This is a genomic window from Pirellulales bacterium, from assembly GCA_019636335.1.
GTDB lineage: Bacteria > Planctomycetota > Planctomycetia > Pirellulales > JAEUIK01 > JAHBXR01.
Genome location: JAHBXR010000005.1, coordinates 1 through 25,225, shown reverse-complemented (window position 1 = coordinate 25,225; position 25,225 = coordinate 1). Strand labels below are relative to the sequence as shown.

The 25,225-nt window shown below is 58.7% G+C and carries 18 protein-coding genes and 35 tRNA genes; 43 read left to right on the top strand and 10 right to left on the bottom strand.

Annotated features, from left to right (window positions below; translation table 11 throughout):
* Nucleotides 1-10: 10 nt before the first annotated feature.
* The 6 genes from KF708_06830 to KF708_06805 form a co-directional block, all read right to left on the bottom strand.
* Nucleotides 11-1,036, bottom strand: coding sequence for a DUF932 domain-containing protein (locus KF708_06830; GenBank protein MBX3412383.1), 1,026 nt, complete (start codon nt 1,034-1,036; stop codon nt 11-13).
* Between the two features lie 305 nt (nt 1,037-1,341).
* Nucleotides 1,342-2,226 carry a ParB N-terminal domain-containing protein gene (locus KF708_06825; GenBank protein ID MBX3412382.1) on the bottom strand — a complete coding sequence of 295 codons (885 nt, stop codon included), beginning with the start codon at nt 2,224-2,226 and terminating at the stop codon, nt 1,342-1,344.
* Nucleotides 2,223-3,116, bottom strand: coding sequence for a ParB N-terminal domain-containing protein (locus KF708_06820; GenBank protein MBX3412381.1), 894 nt, complete (start codon nt 3,114-3,116; stop codon nt 2,223-2,225). The genes KF708_06825 and KF708_06820 overlap by 4 nt, the downstream gene beginning before the upstream one ends.
* Nucleotides 3,113-4,666: a recombinase family protein gene (locus tag KF708_06815; GenBank protein MBX3412380.1), complete on the bottom strand. Its 1,554-nt coding sequence runs from the start codon at nt 4,664-4,666 to the stop codon at nt 3,113-3,115. The genes KF708_06820 and KF708_06815 overlap by 4 nt, the downstream gene beginning before the upstream one ends.
* A gap of 111 nt (nt 4,667-4,777) precedes the next feature.
* Entirely contained in the window at nt 4,778-5,242 is a 465-nt protein-coding gene (locus tag KF708_06810; GenBank protein MBX3412379.1) for a winged helix-turn-helix domain-containing protein, read from the bottom strand.
* A gap of 162 nt (nt 5,243-5,404) precedes the next feature.
* Entirely contained in the window at nt 5,405-5,926 is a 522-nt protein-coding gene (locus tag KF708_06805) for a hypothetical protein (GenBank protein MBX3412378.1), read from the bottom strand.
* A 599-nt stretch (nt 5,927-6,525) separates the two neighbouring features.
* On the opposite strand from KF708_06805, the gene KF708_06800 reads away from it, so the two are divergent.
* The 9 genes from KF708_06800 (at nt 6,526) to KF708_06760 (ending at nt 7,502) form a co-directional block, all read left to right on the top strand.
* Nucleotides 6,526-6,597, top strand: a tRNA-Phe gene (locus tag KF708_06800).
* Between the two features lie 36 nt (nt 6,598-6,633).
* A tRNA-Glu gene (locus KF708_06795) sits at nt 6,634-6,706 on the top strand.
* A 22-nt stretch (nt 6,707-6,728) separates the two neighbouring features.
* Nucleotides 6,729-6,803: transfer RNA gene (locus KF708_06790), tRNA-Pro, on the top strand.
* Between the two features lie 143 nt (nt 6,804-6,946).
* Nucleotides 6,947-7,018 (top strand) — tRNA-Lys (locus KF708_06785).
* A gap of 29 nt (nt 7,019-7,047) precedes the next feature.
* Nucleotides 7,048-7,119: transfer RNA gene (locus KF708_06780), tRNA-Ile, on the top strand.
* 41 nt (nt 7,120-7,160) lie between these two features.
* Nucleotides 7,161-7,233, top strand: a tRNA-Lys gene (locus KF708_06775).
* A gap of 12 nt (nt 7,234-7,245) precedes the next feature.
* A tRNA-Thr gene (locus KF708_06770) sits at nt 7,246-7,317 on the top strand.
* Between the two features lie 32 nt (nt 7,318-7,349).
* Nucleotides 7,350-7,420, top strand: a tRNA-Gly gene (locus tag KF708_06765).
* Between the two features lie 8 nt (nt 7,421-7,428).
* Nucleotides 7,429-7,502: transfer RNA gene (locus tag KF708_06760), tRNA-Pro, on the top strand.
* 44 nt (nt 7,503-7,546) lie between these two features.
* On the opposite strand, the gene KF708_06755 is transcribed toward KF708_06760, so the two are convergent.
* Nucleotides 7,547-8,134 carry a hypothetical protein gene (locus KF708_06755; GenBank protein ID MBX3412377.1) on the bottom strand — a complete coding sequence of 196 codons (588 nt, stop codon included), beginning with the start codon at nt 8,132-8,134 and terminating at the stop codon, nt 7,547-7,549.
* Nucleotides 8,135-8,211: 77 nt separating this feature from the next.
* Here KF708_06755 and KF708_06750 point away from each other — a divergent pair.
* From KF708_06750 to KF708_06670, 17 genes are all read left to right on the top strand, one after another.
* Nucleotides 8,212-8,285: transfer RNA gene (locus tag KF708_06750), tRNA-Pro, on the top strand.
* Between the two features lie 5 nt (nt 8,286-8,290).
* A tRNA-Asn gene (locus KF708_06745) sits at nt 8,291-8,365 on the top strand.
* A 21-nt stretch (nt 8,366-8,386) separates the two neighbouring features.
* Nucleotides 8,387-8,470: transfer RNA gene (locus KF708_06740), tRNA-Ser, on the top strand.
* Between the two features lie 4 nt (nt 8,471-8,474).
* Nucleotides 8,475-8,546 (top strand) — tRNA-Gly (locus KF708_06735).
* Between the two features lie 22 nt (nt 8,547-8,568).
* A tRNA-Gln gene (locus tag KF708_06730) sits at nt 8,569-8,639 on the top strand.
* A gap of 14 nt (nt 8,640-8,653) precedes the next feature.
* Nucleotides 8,654-8,728 (top strand) — tRNA-Gln (locus KF708_06725).
* Between the two features lie 20 nt (nt 8,729-8,748).
* Nucleotides 8,749-8,834 (top strand) — tRNA-Ser (locus tag KF708_06720).
* A 15-nt stretch (nt 8,835-8,849) separates the two neighbouring features.
* Nucleotides 8,850-8,920, top strand: a tRNA-Ala gene (locus KF708_06715).
* A 15-nt stretch (nt 8,921-8,935) separates the two neighbouring features.
* Nucleotides 8,936-9,006: transfer RNA gene (locus KF708_06710), tRNA-Val, on the top strand.
* 6 nt (nt 9,007-9,012) lie between these two features.
* Nucleotides 9,013-9,086: transfer RNA gene (locus KF708_06705), tRNA-Leu, on the top strand.
* Between the two features lie 9 nt (nt 9,087-9,095).
* Nucleotides 9,096-9,168: transfer RNA gene (locus tag KF708_06700), tRNA-Leu, on the top strand.
* 17 nt (nt 9,169-9,185) lie between these two features.
* Nucleotides 9,186-9,260, top strand: a tRNA-Asp gene (locus tag KF708_06695).
* Nucleotides 9,261-9,266: 6 nt separating this feature from the next.
* A tRNA-Leu gene (locus KF708_06690) sits at nt 9,267-9,340 on the top strand.
* 98 nt (nt 9,341-9,438) lie between these two features.
* Nucleotides 9,439-9,511, top strand: a tRNA-Glu gene (locus KF708_06685).
* Nucleotides 9,512-9,516: 5 nt separating this feature from the next.
* A tRNA-Leu gene (locus KF708_06680) sits at nt 9,517-9,599 on the top strand.
* An 82-nt stretch (nt 9,600-9,681) separates the two neighbouring features.
* Nucleotides 9,682-9,755 (top strand) — tRNA-Leu (locus tag KF708_06675).
* A gap of 6 nt (nt 9,756-9,761) precedes the next feature.
* Nucleotides 9,762-9,834 (top strand) — tRNA-Val (locus tag KF708_06670).
* Nucleotides 9,835-9,991: 157 nt separating this feature from the next.
* On the opposite strand, the gene KF708_06665 is transcribed toward KF708_06670, so the two are convergent.
* Nucleotides 9,992-10,408 carry a dual specificity protein phosphatase family protein gene (locus KF708_06665; GenBank protein ID MBX3412376.1) on the bottom strand — a complete coding sequence of 139 codons (417 nt, stop codon included), beginning with the start codon at nt 10,406-10,408 and terminating at the stop codon, nt 9,992-9,994.
* A 34-nt stretch (nt 10,409-10,442) separates the two neighbouring features.
* On the opposite strand from KF708_06665, the gene KF708_06660 reads away from it, so the two are divergent.
* From KF708_06660 to KF708_06585, 16 genes are all read left to right on the top strand, one after another.
* Nucleotides 10,443-10,513: transfer RNA gene (locus tag KF708_06660), tRNA-Ala, on the top strand.
* Between the two features lie 11 nt (nt 10,514-10,524).
* A tRNA-Ala gene (locus KF708_06655) sits at nt 10,525-10,595 on the top strand.
* Nucleotides 10,596-10,602: 7 nt separating this feature from the next.
* A tRNA-Ser gene (locus tag KF708_06650) sits at nt 10,603-10,689 on the top strand.
* A gap of 69 nt (nt 10,690-10,758) precedes the next feature.
* Nucleotides 10,759-10,831 (top strand) — tRNA-Arg (locus tag KF708_06645).
* A gap of 27 nt (nt 10,832-10,858) precedes the next feature.
* Nucleotides 10,859-10,932, top strand: a tRNA-His gene (locus tag KF708_06640).
* Between the two features lie 17 nt (nt 10,933-10,949).
* The gene (locus KF708_06635; GenBank protein MBX3412375.1) at nt 10,950-11,546 is read left to right on the top strand and encodes an HNH endonuclease; all 597 of its coding nucleotides are present in this window, start codon (nt 10,950-10,952) and stop codon (nt 11,544-11,546) included.
* Between the two features lie 41 nt (nt 11,547-11,587).
* A tRNA-Trp gene (locus KF708_06630) sits at nt 11,588-11,657 on the top strand.
* Between the two features lie 3 nt (nt 11,658-11,660).
* Nucleotides 11,661-11,734, top strand: a tRNA-Thr gene (locus KF708_06625).
* 266 nt (nt 11,735-12,000) lie between these two features.
* A tRNA-Cys gene (locus tag KF708_06620) sits at nt 12,001-12,072 on the top strand.
* A 148-nt stretch (nt 12,073-12,220) separates the two neighbouring features.
* A tRNA-Gln gene (locus KF708_06615) sits at nt 12,221-12,287 on the top strand.
* Between the two features lie 404 nt (nt 12,288-12,691).
* Nucleotides 12,692-13,804 carry a slipin family protein gene (locus KF708_06610; protein MBX3412374.1) on the top strand — a complete coding sequence of 371 codons (1,113 nt, stop codon included), beginning with the start codon at nt 12,692-12,694 and terminating at the stop codon, nt 13,802-13,804.
* 203 nt (nt 13,805-14,007) lie between these two features.
* The gene (locus tag KF708_06605) at nt 14,008-14,661 is read left to right on the top strand and encodes a hypothetical protein (GenBank protein ID MBX3412373.1); all 654 of its coding nucleotides are present in this window, start codon (nt 14,008-14,010) and stop codon (nt 14,659-14,661) included.
* Nucleotides 14,662-15,363: 702 nt separating this feature from the next.
* Entirely contained in the window at nt 15,364-15,651 is a 288-nt protein-coding gene (locus KF708_06600) for a hypothetical protein (GenBank protein MBX3412372.1), read from the top strand.
* Between the two features lie 36 nt (nt 15,652-15,687).
* Nucleotides 15,688-16,005: a helix-turn-helix transcriptional regulator gene (locus tag KF708_06595; protein MBX3412371.1), complete on the top strand. Its 318-nt coding sequence runs from the start codon at nt 15,688-15,690 to the stop codon at nt 16,003-16,005.
* Complete coding sequence (locus tag KF708_06590) at nt 15,968-16,924, top strand: RNA-directed DNA polymerase (protein MBX3412370.1); 957 nt, start codon at nt 15,968-15,970, stop codon at nt 16,922-16,924. Before KF708_06595 ends, KF708_06590 begins: the two co-directional genes overlap by 38 nt.
* Nucleotides 16,925-17,789: 865 nt before the next feature.
* Entirely contained in the window at nt 17,790-18,485 is a 696-nt protein-coding gene (locus KF708_06585) for a DUF2399 domain-containing protein (protein ID MBX3412369.1), read from the top strand.
* A gap of 328 nt (nt 18,486-18,813) precedes the next feature.
* On the opposite strand, the gene KF708_06580 is transcribed toward KF708_06585, so the two are convergent.
* Both KF708_06580 and KF708_06575 read right to left on the bottom strand, forming a co-directional pair.
* Nucleotides 18,814-23,307, bottom strand: a complete 4,494-nt coding sequence (locus KF708_06580) for a protein kinase (protein MBX3412368.1) — start codon at nt 23,305-23,307, stop codon at nt 18,814-18,816.
* Nucleotides 23,288-23,935 (bottom strand): sigma-70 family RNA polymerase sigma factor, encoded by a 648-nt coding sequence (locus tag KF708_06575; GenBank protein ID MBX3412367.1) that lies wholly within the window; start codon nt 23,933-23,935, stop codon nt 23,288-23,290. The genes KF708_06580 and KF708_06575 overlap by 20 nt, the downstream gene beginning before the upstream one ends.
* 658 nt (nt 23,936-24,593) lie before the next feature.
* Here KF708_06575 and KF708_06570 point away from each other — a divergent pair.
* On the top strand, nt 24,594-25,225 hold a 632-nt coding region (locus KF708_06570; protein ID MBX3412366.1), incomplete at its 3' end, for a hypothetical protein.

The window sequence follows — 25,225 nt, the reverse complement described above, 5'->3', positions numbered from 1 at the left end:
GCACTCCTCCTCAGGTCACCAGCTCCAACAGCCGCCCGGCGCGCTGATCCGCCTCGGTGCGGTCGCCGGCGAATTTCAGCTCGCCGGCCAACCGCGTCAGGGCATCGACCACCGCGAAGACGGTGAATCGCCCTTTCTGACGGGCGATTTCCAGTGCCTTGGCTGCCAAGGCCCGATTGACACCGGCTTTCGACAGCACTTGTAGCACCTCGTCGGCGTCGTCTCCCAGTGCCGTTTGCATGGCCTTTCGGACTACACCGTAGAAGCCGTCCCGGCGCTCATCGCGCTTGGCGACCAGCCCTTCGACAATCCGGCGGATTTCGACCAGCGATTCGTGGACGTTGCCCGTATGCTTGCGGGCGAACTCCACGACTTCGACCGCGTCCCAGACGATGTGATTAGCGCATACCGCCTGGAACCAAAAGGTCTGCACGCCGACCGACCGGCGGCCAACTTCCGAATTCCACACAAAGAATCCCGGTGCGAACGCCTCGCCGTCGATCTCGGTCCAGCCCAAGGGATCGATGAGAAAGCAGAACAAATCCTGCTCGCCGCAATAGAGTCCCGTGTGACCGGTAGCCGCCCGTTGCGGCGGCTGAAAATCGACGGCGAACTCGCTGAGCATCGTCAGCAGTTCGGCGTTGTGCAGCCGCGTGTAGCTGGAGCCGTGGATCGACCGTAGGCGGTCTCCCTCGGTCAACAACTGCACCGGCTTGTTGCCGCTGGGTAGCGTCTCGCCGAACACGACTTGCGCCGTGTCAACCGACAACCGATTGACGGTCTCCTTGCTCACGCGGGCCAGCCCGCAGAGTTGCGAGAAGGACCAGTCGTTGAGCGCAAAGGCTCCGTCGCTGCCAGCCGAGAGCATCAGCCGGCCGTGCTGGTTGATCGGCCGCAAGACCGCCGGCGGCTGCCAGAGGTCGATGGATTCGGCCTGTTGCCACCGGCAATGGTTGAGCAATTCCGACAAAGACTCAAAGCATTCGTCTTCGCTGCGCACGAAAAGCTGTGCGCTGGCACGTGTCAGGTGGGTCATGGGCGCACCCTCCCCCTTTGAAATGAGACTTGGGACAGAAAACGACCGTCGAGAGAAACCTTTACGACGGCGGCAGATAGCCAACCGTCAAGACTGCACCACCGGCCTCTCGAACGGCGCGCTCAGCAAAGCACCGTCGATCAAGAGCCGGCATGGCCTTCTGCCCGAGAAAAGTGTTAGAGGGACCGAACTGGTCGGGATTCATGACCCCGCCAAGCGGGATCTAGCACAAACATCCGGACATCGTCAAATCGGGGTAACCGAGCTGAGCCACTGAAGCGCCAAGAGCGTCGTGTGGAGCACAGCTACTCGATGAGATTCCGCAGTTCAGCCAGTTTCTGAAATTGCGTGAGGATCTCGGGGTGCGCCTGAGACAAGTGCCGAACAGCACGAGCGCTGTCGAGCAATTGCTTGATGTAGCCGATGACAACGACCAGATTGAGCACGTTCCTGCCATGCCCCTCTTCAAGGATTTTAAATTCGCGCCCGAGAATCGCCATCTCGTTCTCCATGCGGGAGATCTCGTCCGGTGTCAGGCCATGTGTTTCCCGGCCCCGATCACCTCCGAGCAACTGGTCGGCCGGCGTGGTGGCCACTAAGCACCTAGCGTAGTTGTACGAGAAATTGTGCGATGCGCACATCAGTTCGGCGATCTCGATTTGACGCATCGGGCTTACTTTGCGCATCTCACGAAGGGCATTGGCGTTTGCCCTCCGCTCTTTGAGCAACTCCACCGCCTCGGGGCAGATACCTTCTAACAGATCTCGCTTCTGGCGGATCCGCGAGACATCCACGTTGAGAGACTTACCAATTTCCTCGGCGCTTAGGCCGCCATCGATCGCTCGCATGATCATGAAGTGTTCCTGAATCGCGCTGAGCCGATTGACTTTGTGGTTGTAGGTGAAGGCTTCGTCATCGGTGGCGATCAAGCATTTGCAGCTCTCCCAGCCCAATTCACGCAGAATACTCAGGCGGATGTGGCCATCGAGCAGCATGAAGTAGCCAGCATTGTCCAGTTGAGGGTAAACGACCAGCGGTTCAATCAGCCCAAGTTCGGCAATCGACGCCGCGATGCAGCGGTACTTGGCAGTACGCAAGGTAGCCTTGTCCAGCAGTCGCAAAGGGAGCACGCGTCCCAATGGAATGATTCGGATGCGTTCTTCGCAGGCGAGCCGCACCATATCCTTCATGGCGAGACTCCTTCGACATGGATTTTTTCGGCGAGGTACTGCGGGACCGAGTCGAGCCCCTCCGCTCGGACAATCGCGGTGAAGGCTTCGTCCCGAAATAGTTGCTGAATTGCGGTCACGGCGAACCGCAGTCGCGCGTCGCACATTTTGGCTTTCTCGACCAGCAACTTCTGCCGGATCGTTTCTTCTTTGTAGGTCCGCAACAGTGAATCCGCCGAAACCTTCTCAGAGGCCTGGCCGGTGGACTTTCCCTTCCGCTTGCCTCTTAGGCGACGCGCCTCGATTAGGCGTCGGGCTCGCAATAAAGCTTTGCCGCGCAGGTCATTCCGTTCGTAGGCGTCGGTCAGGGCTCGCTGCACAGCTTTGTCATTGGCCGTGGCGATGATGACGGCAATGCTGACGGGAATCTGCCCTTTCTCAACAGCTACCAGGAGTTGCGTCTCGCCCTTTGCCAGTAGCTGAATGAAGCCTCGAACATAAGTCGCGTTCAAATCTGTCTTGGTCGCAATCTCCTGGATGGTGTAGCCGCGGTCTTTCAGCACGCTGATTTCGCGGACGAGTTCCACCGGAGAATGCTGACGGCGGGCGAGATTCTCGGCCAGGCTCATCAAGAGCAGCTTGTCCTTGGAGCCATGCACCACGACGGCGGGAATCTCCGTCTGATTGAGCGCCGCATACGCTTCTAGTCGTCCCTGTCCACAGACCAGTAGGTAGCGGCCATCCCCATTCTTGCCTTCGAGTGGAGCGACAGTGACCGGCTTTTTCAGTCCGAGCTTCGCGATGTTGCTAACGATCTGGCTGAACTTCCGCTTCCCACGTACGCGAGGATTGAGGACAGTAATCTGGTCAATCGGGATCATCTGAATACGGAATTCTTCATCGGCAATCATGCTGCGATCTCCAGCTTCTGACGCTTAGCAATCACGGTCAGGTAGTCGAGTGAATCGAACTGATAGGTGTCGAGCGCGGCCCCGTTGGCTTCGCAGAGCAAAAGCTTGGGGACAGCAATATCCATGATGGGGAGGAGGTAGTAGTCCACCGGCACGGCATTACTCGTATCCATGCGGACAAGAATCGTGATGTCGGGGGTCAACTGGCGGTTCAAGTGCATGATCCATCGCAAAGCCCCTCCGGTCGTCTGCCGACATCGCGACAGGAATAGCGATGCTGTGAACTGCTCATTGATGATGAGAAAGCCTGTTTGGGCGTCGCGGCGGACGGTAGCATCCACGTTGGCAAGCAGTCCGACCAAATTGTCGACCAACCCGGGATGCATGGAATGCAGCCGTCGGTTGATTTCGATGAAGTCGTAATTTCTTTCCGGAACGAATCCGGCGAGCCGGTAGGCTTCTACCAAACTGCCAAACCGCGTGCGGTAGACGGCCGCCGAGGGCATGCCATCCGCAGAATCGATGAGCTGACTCGAAAGGGTCGTGTGCTGAGAAATCAAGCCGCGCAGGTGATTCAGCAACTCCTCGTCGCTAAACCGGCGGTTTCTTTCCAGCACGATCCCCCTTGCCACAAAGAATTGCTCTGAGGAGACGACGGGCGCGAAAGCCCCGTCCGCACGAACCCAAATTTGACTGGGGTTGCGGACATGCTTTCGCTTCAGCTTGAAGGAAGTGCGGTTGTAGACGTTATTGCCGATGTATTTCTCGTTGGTCAGCACTTGGCGGACGGTGCCTCGGTTCCAGGGTCGGCCCAAGTCCGTCAGCACTCCGCGGTCATTCAGGAGTTCTGCGATCTCTCGCTCTTGTTTTCCGTGGTGGGTAAACCAGTCATAAATCTGGCGGACGATTTGTAACTCTTCATCCGGACCCGGCACGAGAACCACCCGATCCATTTGCAGACTCTTTTGCTCACCACGGTGGAGAACGCCTTTCTGTTCCCCTGAGGCGTTCATCAACATGCGGCGCAAACCAAACCCAGGCGAACCTCCTTGACGAAAACCGAGTTCGATTAACCGGCATTGGCCTTTGAAGACTTTGGAGGAAAGCTCGCGACTGTATTCTCCAGCCATTGCACGCTTCACGCTCTTGATGATGGTGGAAGCCGGGCCACCATCGTTTTCGAACTGTTCAGCGCAGTAGTGGACTTCGATTCCCGCGCGCTTGCAGAGATACTCGTAGTAGGCACTCTCGTCGGCGTCTTGAAAGCGTCCCCAGCGACTGACGTCGTAAACCAAGATCACGCTGAAATCGGCTTGGCCGGATTGCACGTCCGAGATGAGTCGCTGTAAGGCAGTTCGGCCTGAAAAACTCAAGCCGCTCTTCCCCTCATCTGCATAGGTTTGGACGATCTCCATCTGGCGACGTTGAGCATACTCGTAAAGGGCGTCTTGCTGGTTTGCAGTTGAGTATTGCTGGTGCTCGGTTGACATCCTGACATATTGCGCGGCGCGGCGGCGCGATGCGCCGTCACCGGAGGCCGGATCGGTCATGACCAACTCCGTGGAAAATGAGGGCAAACAGGGTTGTTCTTCCGCCCAATCATTTTCCGTTCCAGCTGTGGTAAATCGCGGTGAACTACTGTGGCATTTCTGTGGGAAATGCTACTGCAGACGGTCGACCATCAGGGCATAATGGCCGGCCACGGTCCCCACCACGGCGTCGGCAACCCTTCCCATCCCGGCCTGCTGCAATTGACGGCGGAGGAGCTTCACGGCGCTGCGGATCGTGGCGGGGGACCGAACACCGTCCCACACGTATTCAAGTAGCTCGGCATGATCTACATATCGGTTGCGCCTTCGCAGCAATCGGCGAAATAGTCGCAATTGGATCGTGTTGCCGAGAAAGCAGGTGTTGGTCTCGAACTCGACGGAGAAGGTGCCCTCATCGATCCGCAATGCACCAACCTCGAGGATCCCCTCAACGGCTTTCAGGTCCGTTGCCAGGTAACGATGTTGTTCCTTCTGCAACAGCGCAATGGTCCGCTCGTAGTGGGTAACAATGGCGGCATATCCTTCTGCCAGTTGACGGAGCGATTCACGATAATCGTCGTGTGCTTTGGCTGACATGGCAGTGCCCTCGGAGGTTGCCTGGGAACGGATTGTCAGCCTGAAAGTATCGCCAACGCTTCCCTCGACATGAATGAATTAGACGTCTGAAAGGTTCCGTAACCGACACCAAGCACTTGAGAAATGGTCATGTCGATGCCCCTGCAACCCTGGCTACCTGGCCTAGAACAGGCGTCTTTCCACTTGGTTGCCGTAAACAGTCCAGCCTGGTTCGTGGATTTCTTCGCGACCGTACATTTCCAGGTAGGGCGGTGGGCTGACCTTCTCGATCAGGCAGCGGATGATGCCCGGCTTGCGGCTATGGGCTGTTCGCGTAGCTTCAATCCAACTGCGTTGGCTACGGTTGGCAAACGGCAGGTGTCCTCGGACCCCCAGCAGCAGGAACTCGTGCGAAACTCGCCAATAATTTCCAGTCCCAAGCTGAGGCTTTGCCCAGACGAAGCAGGACTTGTAGCGGAACCCCCATGCATCGATCACGGCAAACGCTTCGCGTAGAAATCCGTTCGTTGTCCACAGGTGCAAGTGCGCCTGATCGGCGGCCAGCGAAGCTACGGGCTCACAGCAGATCGCGTCAAGCGACATAGTTCGATAGTGGCGGCGCGCGGCACCGCGCCCGACAGTCTTGTCGTAATCCCAGGGTGGGTCGGCATAGATGGTACGAAACCGGCGCCCCTCGGCGACCAGGTGATTGAGATCATAGACGACCTGCGGAACGGTCGGTCGATATCCGTCAGAAGCCTGGGCTGTCACGGCTGAACCTGCATTGTCTCGCACAAGGGCGTCATACAGACAATGCACGCTAAATGGGATCGCGTGGCCGCAATATCCGCTTTTACGGGCTGTTTGCGACGTCTCGACTGACTAAACTTGGCCCCGAAATCGAGCTACCCAGCCTCCGCGAACTCGCCTGATCGTGGCATGCTTGTCCCCAGCCGCGGTCGGAAAAATTTGCCATCTTGTGTGAACCAGCGGAACCTTTCCGGCGTCTGAGGTGTATAAGAAGGTAGTAGGCGTCGGAAACCGAGGTTTTGACAAAGCTTTTACGGGTTGTTTCTTCAGTGATGTTTTTACGACCAAGTTCGATCCAAGAATGCATAGCGGAGGGTTATTCCGTGGGGCGAGATAATGCGCTCCGACAAAATACCCTGCCGCATCCTTTGCGCTTGTGACGCTTGGCCATTACGGTCTGATCTGGCTGACAAAGCCCGGTGTCGCAAGGACATCGGGCTTTTTTGTTGGCCTGAAGCAGACAATGGTGGCGGGGAAAACACAAAAGAAATCATGGGTCGGTAGCTGAGACGGTTTAGCGGTGGCCTGAAAAGCCGCAGACGAGGATTCGAGCGCCTCCCGACCCACTGCGCTCAGCGTGCGCGCTGACGGAAGACACACACGGCTCGTTCGTCTATCGGTTCAGGATACTGCCCTTTCAAGGCGGAGAGATGGGTTCGATTCCCATACGAGCTACTGAAGCAAACACAAAAAACAAGCGGGAGGAAGAGGAACGGGTGCCTCGCGTGCCTTGGGAGCACGAGACCGCGGGTTCGACTCCCGCCTTCCCGCCTGTCCGGTGTTGTAACGGAAGCATAGCGATCTGATACGTCGCCGGCGGTGGTTCGACTCCACCTCGGACAACTTGCACAAACAGAGGAGAACTTCAAATGACGCAGACCACTCGATTCAAACGCATACGCCCACTCCACACACGGGGTCGTGGCGTAACGGCAGCGCTTCCGCCTTTTAAGCGGGAAGGTAAGGGTTCGACTCCCTTCGGCCCCACTGCGTTGACTTTGGCCAGCTATTGCGGCGGCGCGTAGCTCAGTGGTGAGAGCAGGTCTCTTATAAGGACCAGGTCGAGGGTTCGATTCCCTCCGCGCCCACTGTGCGAGCACACGAACAACGAGAAGCAAGACACGAACACGGGATCAAGGTGTTAGAGGCAGCATGCCTGGCTCTTAACCAGGTCGGTGAGGGTTCAAGTCCCTCTGATCCCACTTGAATGAAAAGCACTGGTCGTCCAGCGGCGAGGACCCCGCACCCGTAATGCGGCGACGTGGGTTCGAGTCCCACCCGGTGCTCTGATCTTTGACAATTCGACCAGCGATTCGACGCGCCCATGATGTAGCGGTAGCCTGCTGCCTTGCCATGGCGGAAGTGCGGGTTCAACTCCCGCTGGGCGCTTTTCAATTCGGTGCGTGGGGTAGTTTGGGAACCCGCGTGCTTCGGGAGCACGAGATCGGCGGTTCGATTCCGCCCGCGCCGACATCGACGTCGAGAGCCAAAAAACGAGCGAGACCGGATTGGCGACTAGCCGAGCTCGCGGTAGGGGGCAAAGCGGTAGTATTTCGGCTTTGAATCGACTCGAACATGAAGCCATGGAACACCGGCGCCCGCCGTGTTCAGCCAGATCGGCAGCCGCCCGATTCGTTGCAGTGTAGTTTCGCCCACAAGGCGCCAGAGCGCGTGCTTTTGCTGTTCTGGTGCGTCTCGAACAAATGCACCGATGTGGCCGTATGCATTCGCGGGACCATCTGGGCGGGGGACAATCAGCTCCGCATCGTTTCCTAGATTGCGAAACGATAGCACACTTTGGTCCGGCGCTGCGGCGAATTGAGTGGCGAAGGCATTGAAGTCCGGTGCCATAGCAAGCCCCGGGCTATCCAAGACGACAAACTCGAACGGTCGATCGGCCAAGGTGTCGCTTAGAGGTGGCGTCTCCCAACGAAAAGCGGAATACGGGACGTCGGACAACACCTGGATAAAGAAGGAGCGGAAGGCTGGCTCACGTGTGAAAAGCGTTAACGCCTCCACACAAGATAAAGGAGACGCCCCTGCTTCAACGACCATCTTGGCGCCGCGGACGTCGGGAAGTTGCTTGATTCTTTGCGTCCACATGCTGTGCTCCTGTCGGATAGATCGTCGCGACTACAAAGTCAGGTGTCAAGGTTTCGGTAATTGGCGTCTTGCATTGCCAGGGTGTAGCGAAGCCTGGCATCGCGCAAGCTCGGGGAGCTTGAGATCGCAGGTTCAAATCCTGCCACCCTGACTCATTGCGGTGGGGCCCGTGCTGGTACGGGCAGGCGCCTGTTAAGCGCTCCGTCGCAGGTTCGATTCCTGCCGCCGCAGCTTTTTGTGATTTGCGAATACGGAAGGGCAAGCCAATGGGCGATGGCAGCTGTTTCGAAAACAGTCGAGCGATAAGCCTTGAGGGTTCGACTCCCTCTCCTTCCGCTTCGTGCTCTTGGCCGATCGGCAAAGGCGTCAGCCTTCCAAGCTGAACAGGCGGGTTCGATTCCCGCAGAGCACTCTCAATCGATGCGACAACACATTCGGGGATCGGCTAACGGTAGGCCGCCTGGCTTTGAATCAGGCTATGGAGGTTCGATTCCTTCTCCCCGAACTCCTGAAACACACTCCGGGGTAGCTGCTGCTGGTAGTGGCGCCTGGCTCTGAACCAGGAGGTCGTTGGTTCGATTCCAACTCCCGGAGCTTTTCCGAGCGACATGAACGGAAGTCATCCGGCCGGATGAGGAGCCTGTCTTGAAAACAGGTGGCGGCCAAGCGCCGCTTGTGGGTTCGAGTCCCACGGCTTCCGCTCGCAAGTTGCGAAGGGCTCATCGTCCAACAGGAAGACGCCAGCTCCGCAAGCTGGAGATCCGAGTGCGATTCTCGGTGGGTCCACTGCACAAAAAACACGGTCCCGTGGTCCAACGGCACGACTTCTGGCTTACATCCAGACAACGAAGGTTCGATTCCTTCCGGGACTACTTGATGCCCAGGTACGCCAACTGGCAGAGCGGCACGGCTTAAACCCGCGCGGATGCCGGTTCGACTCCGGCCCTGGGCACTGACAAACGGCTCGGTAGGCAACGGCAGACCACTTTGGCTTAGATCCAGAGATGCTGTGGGTTCGAGTCCCACCTGAGCCACTTTGAAAGAGTTATTCGTCCTCGTGGAGCAGCCTGGAGTGCTCGCCTGCCTGTCACGCAGGAGATCACGGGTTCAAATCCCGTCGGGGACGCTCTAAGGCACGGTACGCCAACTGGCTGAGCGGCGAAGCTCAAACCTTCGTGTCTGCGGGTTCGACTCCCGCCTGTGCCACTGACCGGGTTGTGCTCCTCGTGGCGGCCTGTAAAGCCGTCGTCACAAAACAAGCGAGGTGGGCGACGAGAGGTTCAATTCCTTCACAACCCACTCAAGGCCCGTTCGTCTATCGGTTCAGGACACCAGCCTCTCAAGCTGGAAGGGCGGGTTCGATTCCCGCACGGGTCACTCATGGCCAAGTGGTGTAATTGGTAAACACGCGACGCTCAGAACGTCGTGCCCTTGCGGCGTGGGAGTTCGAGTCTCCCCTTGGTCACTCAATTGACGCAGGCGAGCCAGTGCTCAGCCGAGTTTCATAAGCTCAGCCCGTCGGGTGCAACACCCGAGCCTGCAATTACGGCCGGGTACGCAAACTGGCAAAGCGACGAGGTCGAGAGCCTCGTGTTTGTGAGTTCGACTCTCACTCCGGTCACTCAACGATCCCGTGGTCCAACGGCTAAGACGCCTGGATGACACCCAGGAAACAGATGGTTCAACTCCATCCGGGATCATTTTGCGGATTGGTCTGTAGGTGTTTTCGGCGGCACGCCTCCAGCAAGCGAGCACGGCAGACGGGCGTCTGCCGAGCGCAGTGCGGTAGTCAAAGCAATACGGAGGAAGGCCGGGTTCGAATCCCGGACGGACCTTCAACTGAGCACGGCGCACGAGTCATTTGGAAAAACAGGCGAGCAGATCGTGCCACAGCCGAGGAGAGATGTCCGTCCCATGCCGACTTTGAATGTGTGCGAGGGACTCCGTTGGAGTTTGTGTATTGATCCGTGCAATCGCACATGCCGCGATTGCAGGAGACCGACTCATTCCTGCGCTGCAACACAACAGAGTTGGAGTGTTGGCCACTAACAGTTGCTGAACCGTAGCGATGGCCAACCGCAAAGTGTCGGGAGAGTTGTCGGAGCCGTCGTGAAGTGGAATACGAACGAAGATAATTTCGCGCGGGAACTGTGCAGGCGATTCTTCGACTGCAAGCTGAACCACGGCTTGAATGCCTGCGTCAAGAACCTTGGTTACGTCGCGGCAATCGCCGGCGTGGCCTAACCAAAGCAAATGTGGCTCGATTCGTATCATGCGAGAGTTCTCTGAAGTGAATCATAGATTGCATGGGCTGCTGGTCCAACGGGACGACACCTGGCCTGCAACCAGGAAATCGGGGTTCGACTCCCCGGCGGTCCACTGAAACAAACGGGCTCATGGTCCAAAGGGAAGACATCAGGCTGGCAGTCTGAGGATCCGGGTTCGATTCCCGGTGAGTCCACTGAACTGGAAGGTAGCCGGATACGGTTGGCCGGGCCGCTCTGCTAAGGCGGTTCCCGCTCGTCGGGATGAGGGTTCAAATCCCTTGCCTTCCGCTCGTGACAGTATTTGAGGACTACCGCCCTGCGCTCGGCTGCCGCCTAGGTAGCCGTGCTCGGTTGCTCGCCTCGATGGTGAAACGGACTATCACTCCTTGCTTCTAACAAGGCATTCCGGGTTCGAATCCTGGTCGGGGTATTTTCGAGTTTTGACAATATATATATGGCGTCCGTGGTGTAGCGGTTTCTGCACGTCTGGCTGTGAACCAGAAGGTGGCGGTTCAACTCCGCTCGGACACCCTGAAAGGAAGTGGATCGTGGTCGCAAAGGTACTTGAACATCCGACGCTGGTGCTCAACCGCAACTGGCAGCCGGTGAACGTGGCCACGGTGGCGCGGGCGCTGGTGCTGTTGTGGAACGAGTCGGCTCGCGTGGTGGACCCGACGGATTACCGGCTCTACACCTGGGCTGATTGGTCGGAGCTGCGCCCGCGCGACGGCGAGCAGTTCATCCAGGCCGTGCGGCTGCGGCTGCGCGTGCCCGAGGTGATCGTGCTGGCAGAGTACGACCGGTTGCCGACGGCGGCCGTGAGCTTCAGCCGCCGCAACGTATTCAAGCGGGACCATTGGGCCTGCCAGTACTGCGGCTGCCAGCCGGGAGGCGAAGAGTTGACGATCGACCACGTGATTCCGCGGTCGCAGGGTGGCACCTCGACCTGGGAGAACTGCGTGTTGGCGTGCATCGGCTGCAACAAGCGCAAGGCCGACCGCACGCCGCACCAGGCCGGCATGCGGCTCCGCAAGGCGCCGGTCCGGCCGACATGGAAGCCGATCTACGCCCGCGACAGCGTGCGGATCGAAAGCTGGTCGAAGTTCATCAGCGAGACGTACTGGAACGTTCCGCTGGAGAAGTAGTGAAGTTGATCGCCCACGGGGCTTGTTCCCGTGGGCCTTACACGAGTGTGCTCCTGGGAGAGCAGTCAGTCTCCAAAGCTGGCGGACGGGGTTCGACTCCTCGCGCTCGTGCTTGCCGACGTGGCTCGAAACAGAAAGGCGCCTGTCTTGTAAACAGGTTGATGCTGGTGCGAATCCAGTCGTCGGCTCTTTGAGAATGTGCATCCCGATGGTGTAGCGGATTGCATCGGACCCTCCGAAGGTCCGGGCCCTGGTTCGAATCCAGGTCGGGATATTGGAGAAGCAAAGCGCCTTGCGGGTGTGCCGGATGAGCACGGCAGTGTTCGAAACTGCAAGACGAGGTTCAATTCCTCGGCGAGGCACTGAAACGAAAACGTCCTTGGGGTGTGCCGGATTCGCATACGACCCTGCGAAGGTCGAGGACCAGGTTCAATTCCTGGCAAGGACACTGATTGACGCTGAAGCCAGACGGCATGGCAACTGCCTGCAAAGCAGTTTCAAGCGGGTTCGACTCCCGCCAGCGTCTTTTGAACGTGATCAGAAAGGAGATTCAAGCGAGGTTGATTCGGCCAGTTCCAGCGGCGCACTTCGCCCGCGTCAACCCAATATGTAGTTGGCGAGGTGCGTTCCGTGAATGGGTTCTGCAGAAGGCTGTGTTTACCACAACCAACAGATGGTTAGCTCAGTGGATAGAGCACCAGACTTTGCATCTGGCTGTCACGGGTTCGACTCCCGTACCAAGCGCGGTTCTGAACAAGAGCCGCTCCGGCGCGAAAGCGTCACCAAACGCCCGAGGGGGCGGGCAAGCGTAGGTCTGCCGTTGGCATTGTGGAGCGCGCAGCGCGAGAGCGTTGCGACGTGCCACATGCCGGCGGCAACACAAGACGGTGCCTTGCAGTGCGCGGATACCGCTTGTGCGAGTCCTTGGCAACGACAAACCGACGTCGATCGCCGCGCGTGAGCGTCGGCTCACGCAACGCGTTCGGCAAAGCGAAATCAACGCCTCGGATAGCACAGGCTCAAGCGCACTCCGCATACGGATGTGGGACCGACGTTTCGCTTCGCCCCCAACGGCATTTTATTTGTGAACTAACTCGGTGGCTCGAACGTCCTATACGTTCATGAACCGAGAGGAGGTAACGCCAATGAACATCTTCATCATCAAGACCATCAAGATTCGCAGCTATGAAATGGGCCTGTACTTCCGAGACGGCGAGTTCCGTGGCTTGCTGCGCGCTGGTCGCCACTGGTTCGTCGACCCGCTGGGCAAGGTCAAGGTCGAAATCGTCTCGCAGCGCGCGCCGTGGCTGGCACACGAGAAGCTCGACGTGATTTCGCGCTCGGGTGCGCTCAAGGAGCGCGCGGTGGTGTTGGACCTGAAGGACTACGAACGGGCTTTGGTCTGGATCGATGGTCGCTTCAGCCACATCCTGCCGCCAGGCCTGTACGCCTACTGGACGGCTCTGCGTGACGTAAAGGTCGAGGTGGTCGACGCCCGAAAGGTGCGGTTCGAGCACCCGGACCTGAAGGTCATTGTGCAGTCGCCGCTGGTCGAGCGCGTGCTGGAGCTGGCGACGGTGCAGGCGCACAATGTTGGCGTGCTGTTCATCGACGGTGACTTCGTTGAGACGTTGCCACCGGGCCGCTACGCATTCTGGAAGAACATGGCCCAGGTCAAGTTCGTCCAGGAGGACCTGCGCGAAGCCATGTTCGACGTTGCCGGCCAGGACATCATGACGGCCGATAAGGTGACGCTGCGGATGAATGCCATCGTCACGTATCGCGTCGCCGATGCCCGGACGGCCGTGAGCACGGTCGACGACGTGCGGCAGGCACTGTACCGCGAGGCGCAGTTGGCGCTGCGTGCCGTGGTGGGTGCCCGTGAGCTCGACACGTTCCTGATGGAGAAGGACGGCGTGGCGAGCGAACTGGCCGACACGGTGCGTGCGCGTGCCAAGACGTTGGGCGTGGAGCTGATTGCCGTGGGTATCCGCGACATCATTCTGCCGGGCGAGATGAAGGATCTGATGAACCGTGTCACGGAGGCCAAGAAGGCTGCTGAGGCCAACCTCATCGCTCGCCGCGAGGAGACGGCCGCCATCCGCAGCCAGGCCAACACCGCCAAGCTGCTGGCCGACAACCCGACCCTGATGCGCCTCCGCGAGCTGGAGGTGCTGGAAAAGGTCGCCGCCAACAGCAAGCTCAACGTCGTGTTGGGCGAGAAGGGCCTGACGGATCGGATCGTGAACGTGTTGTAGCGAAGCCCCGAGGGCTGGGCGAGAGTCTTGCCCTCGGGGCTATTTCTTTACTTACGTACTGCATCAGCTGGAACAACAGGCCCTTCGCCTGCAAGCCGCACTTCGACTGTAAGTGTGAGTTCGAAAGGCAGCTCTTCTGCCCTTAGGGCAAGTCAGCGTCAAACGATATAATTGCCCGCTTCAGCAGAAAGGAGCCGTGGGCAATGGCGAAGAACATTTTGAGGTACTTGGATGTTTGGGCAAAACTGCAAACGAACAAGTTGCGCGGCTATGTGGAGACGTCGGAGAAAGCGTTTGAGGACGCCTTCAACGATTTCGACGCATGGGCTGCAGAGCAGGTCAACGGCATGACGGAGGATGAGCGAGACGACTTTTACCAGTTCCACGCGGACAAGGGCTTTTCGCTGCGAGACGATTTCCCGCGATTCGGCCGCCACATGGCATTGGTCGGGATCTACGGATATTTCGAGCACACGCTGATCAGCCTTTGCGATCGCTGCGAGAAGATTCTCTCGCTAAAAGTCAGCGTGCGGCGGGCGAAGCGTCTGGATGTCGGAACGGCGAAGAAATACTTGAAAGAGGAAGCCAAAATCTTGCTTCCGACGGATGGAGCCCCTTGGAGACGATTCAAGTTTTATCGCGATATTCGGAACCTGATTGTGCATAGCGACTCCCAGGTGCCCGAATATGCGGACAGGAATTCGAAGCCCCGGAAAAAGTTTGAAGAGGCAGTGAAAGCCACTGACCCGATCGAAGTCAATGATTTTGGGCACTTCACGCTCTCCAAGGAGTATTGCCCGAGGGCCGTGGATACACTGGAGCAGTTTTTTGATGAACTGTTGCCAGTGCTCCCTTAGGATTTCGATATGCCGAACGGCCGGCAGCTCGCGCGAGGTGAAAACCTTCCATGCCGGCAGTGTTTAAGCCGAAAGTGCAGTGGTCGGAAGGGATCGCACGTTACAGAAGTTGGAGCTTCGTCGGAAGATGCAAACTTCCGCGATTGCGATCGATGTCCGACCGTACTGGATACTCTTACTACGCTAGGGCCCGTAAAGGCATATATCATCGGACTTTGCGATCCATCCGCAAAAACTGCCGCGAGCCCACTTGACACAGACATTGAATTCTTTATCGTATTGTCAACCGGCAAGGGCCGGTGCTCTTTGGCAACTGAGCTGTTTCGCGGAACCTCCTTTCCCGCCGTGTGAAAGCCCATTTGGGCGGAAGCACTTCCCTGCCTACGCCGTGCCACGAGGTGGTCTGCGTCAGCGGCGCCCCTGCTACTGGGACGTCATATTACGCGTGACGCTCGGCTAGCGGCTGTGCGAATCACTCTTTGTCGTGTCGACCATGTTGGTGGGCGCGAGCGACGGTGAGCAATCAGCCATGACCTGACTCACGGACGACTACATCGGACACTGCTCGGCAGACTGCAATTGCGTATCTCGACGATGCGTTGTTTTGCACCAACAAGGGGAGGACGCCGATCTCGGGCATGTTGCTCTAGCGGTGGTTCTCTGATGTTTGTTGGCCCAGTTAGGGTCGAAAGGAGGTGCACCATGCGTGCATCGAAACAGCTCCGAGCGATTGCGCTCAAGGTTGCCGAGGTTGACGACATGCTGGAATCGCTAAACGCGACCCGTGTGTTGAAGGATCTCAGCGGCCGACAACGGCAGCAATTGGAGGACGTTCACGGAAGTCTCGAAATGGCCAGGCGGGCCGCCCACGGCGGAGTCGTTTACTTGCCGATCGAGGTCGTAGTGGAGATTCTCCGCTGCGCGGCGATGACCCAGCGATGGTTGGGTGAGTTGACGCGCGATTTGTTTGTCGAAGATGGGAACGAATAACTTCTTCTCCCCCTATTTTGAACACAGCATCAATCGATGATTCACATAGGCAAATCGATCAGAAAGCTTCGGGCTGACCGTGGCATATCACAGCAAGACTTGGCCGCGAGCGCCGAGCTTACACCGTCGTTTCTGAGTCTCGTCGAGAATGGCAGGCGGCGTCCAAGCCTCGCAGTGCTGCAACGAATTGCGGAGGCACTGGGAGTGCCTGAGGAGGCGATTGTCTGGGATGCCGTAGATTTGCCCAAGGGCTTAAATGAAGACGATCGTCGAATCTGCGAAATGGCAAAGTTGATCGTGCGTCGGTTGTGCGAAGATGAACATGCTGTCGCAGCATACGATGCAGCAGAATGACTGGCCACCGCCGATTTCTACGCGTGAGCGGTTGGCAAGGACGCTCAATGTCTCGCCAGTCGTAATCGGAGAGTTTGTCGCTGAACCGGCGAGGTGGTACAGCCAATTCACTGTACCCAAACCCTCTGGCGGTAATCGCATCATTCAACCCCCGAAGAAACCACTGCGCCGCGTTCAAAGGGCGTTGTTGCGTTTGCTCTATTCCCGCCTACAAGTGCCACCGTACCTTCACGGTGGAGTACCAAAGCGGTCAATTCTCACGCACGCCAGGAGTCACCTGGGCAGGAAGATGGTCGCAACGCTCGACGTAAAGAACTTCTTCCCGTCGACTCAGCAGAAATTCGTGCAACCGATTTTCGAGATGGCTGGAATTGTTGACGAAGCTCTTACGGATGCGCTTGCGATCACAATGCTGGCCGAGGGTCTGCCTCAGGGCGCACCGACCAGTAGTCTGTTGGCGAATCTAGCGTTCGTTCCCGTGGATAAGGCGGTCATTGCCTTGTGCCGAAGTCGAAATCTATCTTTTAGTCGTTATGTCGACGACATCGCGTTATCCGGCAATGTGGATTTCCGGGAGCTGAAAGGTCCGCTCATCGACCGCATCCACGCCGCTGAATATGAGATTGCCGAACACAAGGTTCGTTTCATGCCTGCCAGCGAACGACAAGTGGTCACTGGATTGGTCGTCAACCAGAAACTGCGACCGACAGCTGAATTCGTCGCTACGTTGAAAAGTGATATCCGTGTGTGCCTGGGGCATGGGGTGGACTTCCTCGCGGATAGCGAGGGCATATCGACACGCGGAATGCGGATGAGATTATCGGGGCGCGCTGCGCATATTGCGGCTGCTGACCCTAAACTTGGCAAGCGGATACGCGGGATGCTTTGCGGCGTAAAATGGACGACTGCTAGCCGTTGATCGGCTCATCCTTCTAGTTTGACGCAGATTTTGATCGTGAAGTCCGCAACATCACCGTGTATGTAACACCCCTCCAGACCTCAACCATTCATCTGAAGTCACTAGCTCTGGGCGTGGCGCAGTTGGTCGGTGTGCATGCGCCAGCGTGGGATCACGTTGGGCCAATACGCTTGGCACTCCCGAATGGTGTGTCGTTGGCCCGACCATGGTCTGGCTATCACCGTCACAGATTCTGTCACAGAAACTCTGGAAACGATGAAAAACCCCGGTAAAATGTGTGACGTGTGGAAGCCGGATGCGTTGCGATGTGACAACGCAAAGTCATTGCAGTTGTGGCTTTAGATACGTCGCCTGGCCGCAACTTCTAATCCGCAGGTTGCTGGTTCGATTCCAGCCGGGCGTGCTTACTGAGCTTGATTCAACTATGCCTTATTCTAGGCATTTGTCAACCATAAGTTTCGACGCGGCAATCACTTGTGGATACTACGATACTACCCGATAGTAGACCGAACTGTGTCAAAATGGGCAAAAAGAACGCATGAACGGACACTGTTTGGTGCGGGTAGAGGCCGATTTTTGGTGCGGGCATCAGGTGAGAAAACGACTCACTTGATCGACGATCAACGCCATGTCCGGCAGCGTCTCAAATGGCGTTGCGCAAGGGCCGACCAAGGGGACGTGGTAAGTGAATTTTGACTTGGTGATGAGGCGGCTGCTGAGCGTTGCCGCAAGTGGACCATGCCGATCCACCACTGGAAATCGGCCCTCAACCACTTCGCCATCCTATTCGAAGACCGAATGCCAAAACCCTCAAGCAACTAACGTTCCCAACTGCCCTGACACAAAAAGATTTACAGGGCCAATCTTGCTGAAGTTGCTTGCAAAGCAATCGGTGCAGGGCACACCAGAGAAGAACGCGATGAAGCGGCGACATATTTGGGAGAGCGTTGGTATCGTGACCGATGAATTGTCATCCACTGTGCTCACGCTGAATCTGCCCGCGACGGGCGATTCATTATCGGATCGCTTGTTGCAGGACCACAGGCGTTGCGGCATGCCCGCTCGCCTGACGTTCCGACATCTGCGGCTGCATCCACCGACATTCGGATTACCGTCCAATGCTCATGATTCGCGCATTTATGTTTGCGAGAATCCCAGCATCCTTGCCGAGGCTGCGAATCGCATTGGTGCCAACTGCCCGCCAATGGTTTGCGTCGAAAGACACCCGTCGCTCGCGTGCTGGTTGCTGCTCGAACAGCTCTGTGGCAGGGAATTCCAACTAGCCTACCACGGAGATTTTGACTGGGGTGGAATTCGCATTGCCAACAAGCTTTACGCAGCATTTGGCTTCGAGCCATGGAGGTTTACCACGACGTCGCACTGCATTCGCAGCAACCATCACCGAAAACTACGTCCTCCAGAAGCGGAAGCTGGGTGGGATTGGACGCTATCCGACTCCATACGGCGTGCCGGAGTCAGCGTGGAAGAAGAGTCGGCGATCGAAGGATTGCTTGCCGATCTCTGGGCGGCGAGTGCTCTACGCCCAGTCAGTCCCGCATAGAGCCGGATCGAAGGCGGCACGTCGCCAAAGGTCAGCAACCCCCGGCTAACCCTTGTCAAATTGTGTTTGGATTCCGGAATTCGCTCAAACGCTAGGTAAAGGCGAGCGTTGATCATGCGAAACACTCGCCGGATGAATTAGAGGCAGAAGCCGCTTGGCTGGACTCACAAGAGTTTAGCGCCTGGTAACTCTTTAGCGCCCTGAAACAACTTCAGGCCGCTAAAGAGTTCCAGTAATTCAAAGGAGGGCACACCGCCCCTTGCCCGCGCCAACTGCATCACCTGCCGGACCGAGCAGGCCAGAATGCACATCCGTGGGATGGGCGGCGTTACGGTGAATCTGCTGTCGCCCAGACGATGATTTGGCTGCTCGGCAGCGCACTTAGCACCGCTACCAGTTTTGTTCCATCGGGGGTGAACATCAGGCTGGGGGTAGCTACCCCGCGGATGCATTCGAGGAACGACAACACCGGCTGCTCGGTGCGGAGATCCCAGACGGTAAGCATGCCGTCTTCACTCAACGTGGCGGCGTTGCGCTCGTTGGGGGTGACGGCGACATAAACAATCCCAGAAGCGTGCGAAACGAGTCGACTTGTTAGCTCGAGCGACGGATAGTCTCGGATCGCCACTCCGCGCAGTCCCTCGGCGACAAGGAGTTTGCCACGGAGAGGAAGTTCGGCCAGATCCGAGCACGATTCCGCCGACTTGCCAGGTTTGCGAACAAGCTGCCCCGTCGTCAGATCCCCGATCTCCAAGTCAGACGCGCAGCACAGCAGCAAAGCCTTGCCGTCGTGGCTGAACTCCAGACGCGAAACACTGTTCTGGCTCGTGAAACGGCGCCGCTCTGCCTTGGAATCCCAACGCATCACGATTGTCTCGTACGCGTCGTCGAAGGCGAGCGCCACCTGGTCGGTCTCTGGTGAGAATGCCGCCCGATGGATCTTACGACCCATTTCCAGGTGTGAGAGTTCCTTACTCGTGGCGATGTCCAACGTCGCCAGCCGGCCATCATAATAAACGACGTGGATCTGACGGTTGCTCTTGTCGAAGGCGATGCGCTGCACCGGTTGCGGATGTCCTACGCAATCGAACATCACCTCGCCTGACGCGAGCGAGAGGACGGTCGTTCGTCCATCCCGTTCTCCGCACGCCAGGAGACTTCCATCGACTGATAAGTCAGCGGCGGTTATCGCTGCGGCAGTGCGATGGATTTCGACACCACCGTCGGTGCGCATGGGGTGATTCGACGCTTTGATCCGCACGAGATCGACGTTCCCTTGCACGTCGGTGATGATGGCCTGGTTTGGTTCCGGCAGATAGTGTACGTCCCAGATTCTTCCCGAGGGGTTGCTGATGGCCGCGATTCGCTGCCAGTTGTCGGTGCGCAAGATATGCGCGCCGCCGGCCTGTGACGTCGAGGTGAGGTATCTTCCGTCGCTCGTGGCACGCAACGCCTGCACGCGCCCCGGGTGGGGAACCTCCAAGTCCGTTGCGTTCATCATCTCTAGGTTGTCGTAGCAATCGATTCTGCCGTGCTCGTACCCGACGACGATTTCGTCGCGACCAGGCAATAGTGCAATCGCGGATGCGGCGAGCTTCGTGTGTGTTTCTCCCTCTGGGGAATCTGGAAGGCTCCAGATATAGCCTCTCTTACGAGTAGCAATCCCGAGACACTTTCCATCCGAGGAAAGAGACATGCTGCTCAGTTCTTCTTTTGTTGCAGGCCGCCAAGCTCCCGTTTTTACGCCATGCTCAACATTCCAGCAGCTCACCGCATGGTCGCCGGCCGCGTAAAGCGAAGTGGAATCGGGAGAGAATTGCAGGCCCACGACGCTGTCCGCGTTCCAGGTTTGATCGAGCGTTCCGTTGGTCTGGAATCTGGCGAGGACAAAGTCGATCTCGCCGCGGGAGAGATTGCCATCGGTCGCAGTCCCGCCAGCGAGGATCTTTCCATCCGATTGAATCAGGACATCTCGCCACAACTCGTAGGAATGCCCCATCGCGGCGAGAACCGTTCCGGCCGTGCCAAAGCTGGCGTCCAAAGCGCCATTCTCTTGTAGACGGACCAGAGCAGCGAGATTGGGTGGCCCTGGCGCGCTCGCTCCCGCGACGACAATCTTCTGGTCGGGCTGAATGGCCAAAGGTAGAGTCTCAGCATCATCGCCAAAAACCGCCAGCGTGGAGAGACCTCCTTCTCCGAACGTGTCATCCAGGCACCCGTCCTGGTGAACTCGCAAGATGGCGATTTGATAATGTGGGAGAAAATCAGCCCCCACGACGATTCTTCCGTCGCTCTGTAGCGCTATCCTCCGTGCCACCAGGTTGGCATCTCCGACGCTCAACACAGCCATGCCATCCTGGCCAAAACTGGCATCGCGCGTGCCATCGGCATGGCATCGAACGAGCGCGAGACGCGTTTTTCCTTCTTGTTGCGTCTCGCCGGCGACGACGATCTTGCCATCCTCTTGCAGGACGATGGCATAGGCGCTATCGAGATGAGAGACGGCTGAATTGTCGACCGAGCCCGATCCCGTCCCAAAATCCGGTTCCAGGACGCCGGAGGCGTCGTACCGCACTAGAATCGGCGCGGTCGTGTTCCTCTCATCCTTCTCGTCGGCGGCATAGCCCACGGTGACGATCTTGCCGTCTGGTTGTAGGCACGCTGCCCGCAGGTGTTCGTGCCGGCGACCAGTGCCAGCTTCGTGAATACCGCCTTGAAAGGCGGGATCCGGTGTACCGTCGGGAAGAAAGCGCACCAGGATGAATCGCGTGCTCATTTGCTCGGGGCCGGCCGGATTTCGATCGAAGTAGGTGTCTCCGACCAGGATGAATCTTCCGTCCGGCTGACAGAGGACGATGCGACCAAAATCCCGATGGAATCCCGGCTCAGCCGGTTCGTAGGTCTTGTACTCAAAGTCCTCATCCCGGGTACCATCCGGATTGAAGCGAAGCACTACTGCCCCGTAGGGATGACCGCGCCGTACAAAGAATCCTGCCGCTAAAACCTTTCCGTCAGGCTGCGTGGCAAGACTGAAGATCTGGTCGTACCAGGCAAGATCGAGCCAGGCGGCTCCACTGGTTTCCAACATGCTGTGCAGTTGCCAGTTGTTGGTGTTCCAGACTCGCACGAGGCCGTCGTCGCAGCCAGCGGCGAGCCATTGCTCGTCGGGCGAGAGCGCGACTTCGTTGACTTCGCTGCCGCAGTCGAGCAGACGTTCCAACTGCCGGTCGCCGCCGCGCCAGATGCGCACCTTGCCGTCGGCGCAGGCGGTGAAGATCCATTTCCCGCTTGGCGAGAACAGCAGGCGGTACACATCCGCCGGGTGTTTGGGAAGAAATGCCTCGCGCACATGGACGCGACTCCGCGAGTAATGCCAGGCGAACTCGCGCAGGTCGTAACCTTCCTCGGGCTGCTCGTATTTCGCCAGCAGATCGATCGCCTGCTGGGGATTGTGAGCCGCGAACGCCTCTCCCGCGCGCCGTACATCGGCGGCATAGAGCTGCGCGTTTAGCTCGTGGCGCGTGGCGCGCTCGATTGTCAGCGCGAGAGAGATCCGAGCGTTCGAGTAGGTCAAAAAACCCAGCAAAGCGGTGACGCCCAGGAGGACCACGGCGAACAGGCTGGCCCATTGAGGATTGCGGCGACACCACTTGGCGGCACGTTCGGCCGGCGTGGCCGGACGCGCCTGGATCGGCTCACCCGCCAAGAAGCGCCGCAGGTCGGCCGTTAACGCTCGCGCGCTGGCGTAGCGCCGGGCCGGCTCCTTCTCCAGGCACTTCAGGCAGATTGTCTCCAGATCGCGCGGCACGTCGCGGCGCAGCGCGCGGAGCGGCGCCGGCGCCTCGTGCATCACTCGTCGCAAGGTCTCGACCTGGGTTGTGCCGTGGAAGGGGGCGCGATCGGTAAGTATTTCGTACAGCAACACGCCCAAGCCATAGACATCGGAGCGCGGACCGATCTCGGCGAGATTGCCCGCTGCCTGCTCGGGAGGCATATACATGAGCGTGCCCAGCATCGCACCGGTGTGCGTCAGATCGAGCGTGGCATCGGTCACCTTGGCCAGGCCGAAGTCCATCAGTTTGGGCACGTGCTCTAACTCGGACGACGTTTCGCCTCGATCGTCTTCCGTCGACGGCACCATCAGGACGTTGCTGGGCTTGATGTCGCGGTGCAGCACGCCGCGCTGGTGCGCATGTTGCACGGCATCGGCCAGGGCCGCCACCGTGGCGGCGGCGGTCCGCGCTTCGACCGGTCCCGGCCGCAGGTCCATCCACGCGGACATCGTCGGCGCATCGTAGAATGCCGAGACAATGATCGGGATGGCGCCGGAGTAGCCGCTCTCGTGAACGGTCACGATGTGCGCGTGGTCGAGCCGCGCCGCGGCCTGCGCCTCTTGCGAAAACCGTTCGAGCAGCTCACGGTTCGCCAGGGCCTCGGGACGCGGAACTTTGAGCGCGACCTCGCGCCGTGTCTCCGGATCGAAGGCGCGATACACGATGCCGAATCCGCCCATGCCCAGTCGCAAGCGAATCTGAAAGCGGCCGATCCGCCGCGGGATTTGCACGTCGAGCTCGCGCCCGCCGGACGTCGTATCGCCCAGCGGCATCGTTTCGCCCGTCGCCGAGCGGGCGGCTCGCTCGCGCTCTTGCCGCAGGCCGTGCAACAGATCGAGACATTTCTGAGCCGCGTGAAGTTGATGGGCCAGTTCCGGTGGCAACGAGTCGTCGCTCGCAGCGGTGCGCGACGACAGGCCGCCGTCGAGGCGCTGCTGGTAGTCGACCAGTTGGTCGGTCATCGGATCGTCATGTGCTCGATCGTTCATCGTCGGACTTCCGTCCCAGGTCGAGAGCGAGTTTCTGGACGGCGCGCGACCAGAGCTTGCGCGCCGCCTCGGTCGAGCGATTCATCCTTCTGCCCACCTCTTCGAAGGGCAGACCTTGCAAACTTCGTAACTCGATGGCCTGGCGTTGATCGGCCTCGAGCGTGGCGAGGGAGGACTCGACGCGCGCTTGTTCCTCGCGTGCGGCCAGGTTGGACAGCGGGCGGTCTTCGACCGCCAGGTGGTGCAGAACGCCCGCGGCCGAGCTGTTGGTCCCGCGGAGGGGAATCTCGCGCGAGACGTTTCGCTTGCCCGCCTTTTGAAATCGTCGATGGGCGTCGCAGACGTTGTTGAGCAGGATCTGCTTAAGCCAGGCGCGTAGCTCCGGCTCGGTCGTCCCCTGGAACCTGGGGAAATCGCGCACCGCCTGCAAGAGGCTTTCTTGCACGAGATCGGACCTGGCGACCTTGGGCTGCACGTTGGTATCGAGTGCGTCGGTGGCGACGACGAGCAGGAAATCGCGATAGGCGTCGAGCAGTTGCCCGAGCTTCGAGTTCGATCCGCCACGAACGGCCGCGAGCGAGGCGGACAAGTCGGCAGGCTGCGCACTGCACGGATCGCTGCGAAACATGTACCTGCCCTCTATAGGCGTATCAATCGCTCCGATGCGGACACCACGATCTGCCGAGGCCAGGCCGCGCGCTCCACTGCCAGGCACCCATGAGGACCCGCGTCGCTCACGCATCGCGCTTGGGATTCTTGTTCGGCGCGATCAAACTCGTCGTGTCGTCGTGCTGTTGTGGTCATTCAAACGGTTGTGAACCACGACGACACCACGGCAAACTCCGTCAGTCTAATTTGGCCGCGAAGCAAGAGCCAGCGAAGTTTCGCGGAAGAACTGGGGAAGCAGCGCGGCGCGATTTTTTCTTCGAGTTCTTCGACCGGTGCCCGATTTTGCGCGTCCGGTGGGCGATGGAAATACGCCTCCGCCGAGCGCGGTTGCGTGACGGCCTTCGAGCCACGCCTCGCGCGAAGAGACGCAAGCGAGATCCCTTCGTCCGGTCGTGCCGGATTCGCCGCCTTTAAAAGATAAGGCGCCAGTCTGCGCGCAGTGGCGGCTCGTGCGCCGATGGATGGTTAGCGCACGTCGTTGCTGCCTGGTCCTACTGGCCTCACCGGGTTGGTTCACAATGGGTATCCCATACGCGCGAAGCTATTCGGCGTCGACTAAAGGCCTCGCCCGCCGTGAGGTGACTTGTGAGCACTGTGGGTCGCAATTCATCTATCTCTTGTCGCGCGAGGCAACGGGTCAGGGTACCAGCTTTCTGTTTCTCGACAACCAGGGCGCTGAAGATCGCGCAATCCAAGCAGCCGAACAGGAACTTGCCAAGCGACTGCAAGAGGACGTGGACCCGGTGCCTTGTCCTGACTGTGGACTTTATCAGCGAGAGATGTTTTCGGTCATTTGCAGCGGCTTGTATTGGTGGATGATTGTTCTGGCGGTCGTCGGCTTTGTCGGCTCATTTATTTGTCTGCTCTTGCTTTCCTGGTTGTTTTGGAATACACGCGGCGCAGCGGCGACCACGGCCGCGGTCGGCGGCGTTTTCGGCGGCGCACTGATTGGATTGGGTTCGCTCAAATGGCGAAAACTGCGATGTGCGGCCTATGACCCGAACTCGCAGCACCGAGCAGATGCAAGACGGGCCAACCGGGAACGCACGATGCTAAGGGAAGAGTTTGAGCGCGACGGCATTGAACGTTTGATGGCTCCCCTCGTGCAAGAACACGTAAAGGGCGAACTGAGCGAAGCGCGCCACGACTTGGTGCTGCGGCTGCTCCTGTCTTTGTTTTTTGTCGTGATAGGTGTGGGATTCCTTATCTGGATGCGGCAAGAAATAGTCAATGGTCTCGCCAGCAACTC

What these genes read in the sequence shown, in the direction of transcription:
- KF708_06830 (MBX3412383.1), bottom strand. Translation starts at nt 1,036, where the DNA reads ATGACCCACCTGACACGTGCCAGCGCACAGCTTTTCGTGCGCAGCGAA.
- KF708_06820 (MBX3412381.1), bottom strand. Translation starts at nt 3,116, where the DNA reads ATGATTGCCGATGAAGAATTCCGTATTCAGATGATCCCGATTGACCAG.
- KF708_06665 (MBX3412376.1), bottom strand. Translation starts at nt 10,408, where the DNA reads ATGATACGAATCGAGCCACATTTGCTTTGGTTAGGCCACGCCGGCGAT.
- KF708_06575 (MBX3412367.1), bottom strand. Translation starts at nt 23,935, where the DNA reads ATGTTTCGCAGCGATCCGTGCAGTGCGCAGCCTGCCGACTTGTCCGCC.
- KF708_06580 (MBX3412368.1), bottom strand. Translation starts at nt 23,307, where the DNA reads ATGAACGATCGAGCACATGACGATCCGATGACCGACCAACTGGTCGAC.
- KF708_06590 (MBX3412370.1), top strand. Translation starts at nt 15,968, where the DNA reads ATGAACATGCTGTCGCAGCATACGATGCAGCAGAATGACTGGCCACCG.
- KF708_06810 (MBX3412379.1), bottom strand. Translation starts at nt 5,242, where the DNA reads ATGTCAGCCAAAGCACACGACGATTATCGTGAATCGCTCCGTCAACTG.
- KF708_06600 (MBX3412372.1), top strand. Translation starts at nt 15,364, where the DNA reads ATGCGTGCATCGAAACAGCTCCGAGCGATTGCGCTCAAGGTTGCCGAG.
- KF708_06815 (MBX3412380.1), bottom strand. Translation starts at nt 4,666, where the DNA reads ATGACCGATCCGGCCTCCGGTGACGGCGCATCGCGCCGCCGCGCCGCG.
- KF708_06605 (MBX3412373.1), top strand. Translation starts at nt 14,008, where the DNA reads ATGGCGAAGAACATTTTGAGGTACTTGGATGTTTGGGCAAAACTGCAA.
- KF708_06595 (MBX3412371.1), top strand. Translation starts at nt 15,688, where the DNA reads ATGATTCACATAGGCAAATCGATCAGAAAGCTTCGGGCTGACCGTGGC.
- KF708_06755 (MBX3412377.1), bottom strand. Translation starts at nt 8,134, where the DNA reads ATGTGGACGCAAAGAATCAAGCAACTTCCCGACGTCCGCGGCGCCAAG.
- KF708_06610 (MBX3412374.1), top strand. Translation starts at nt 12,692, where the DNA reads ATGAACATCTTCATCATCAAGACCATCAAGATTCGCAGCTATGAAATG.
- KF708_06825 (MBX3412382.1), bottom strand. Translation starts at nt 2,226, where the DNA reads ATGAAGGATATGGTGCGGCTCGCCTGCGAAGAACGCATCCGAATCATT.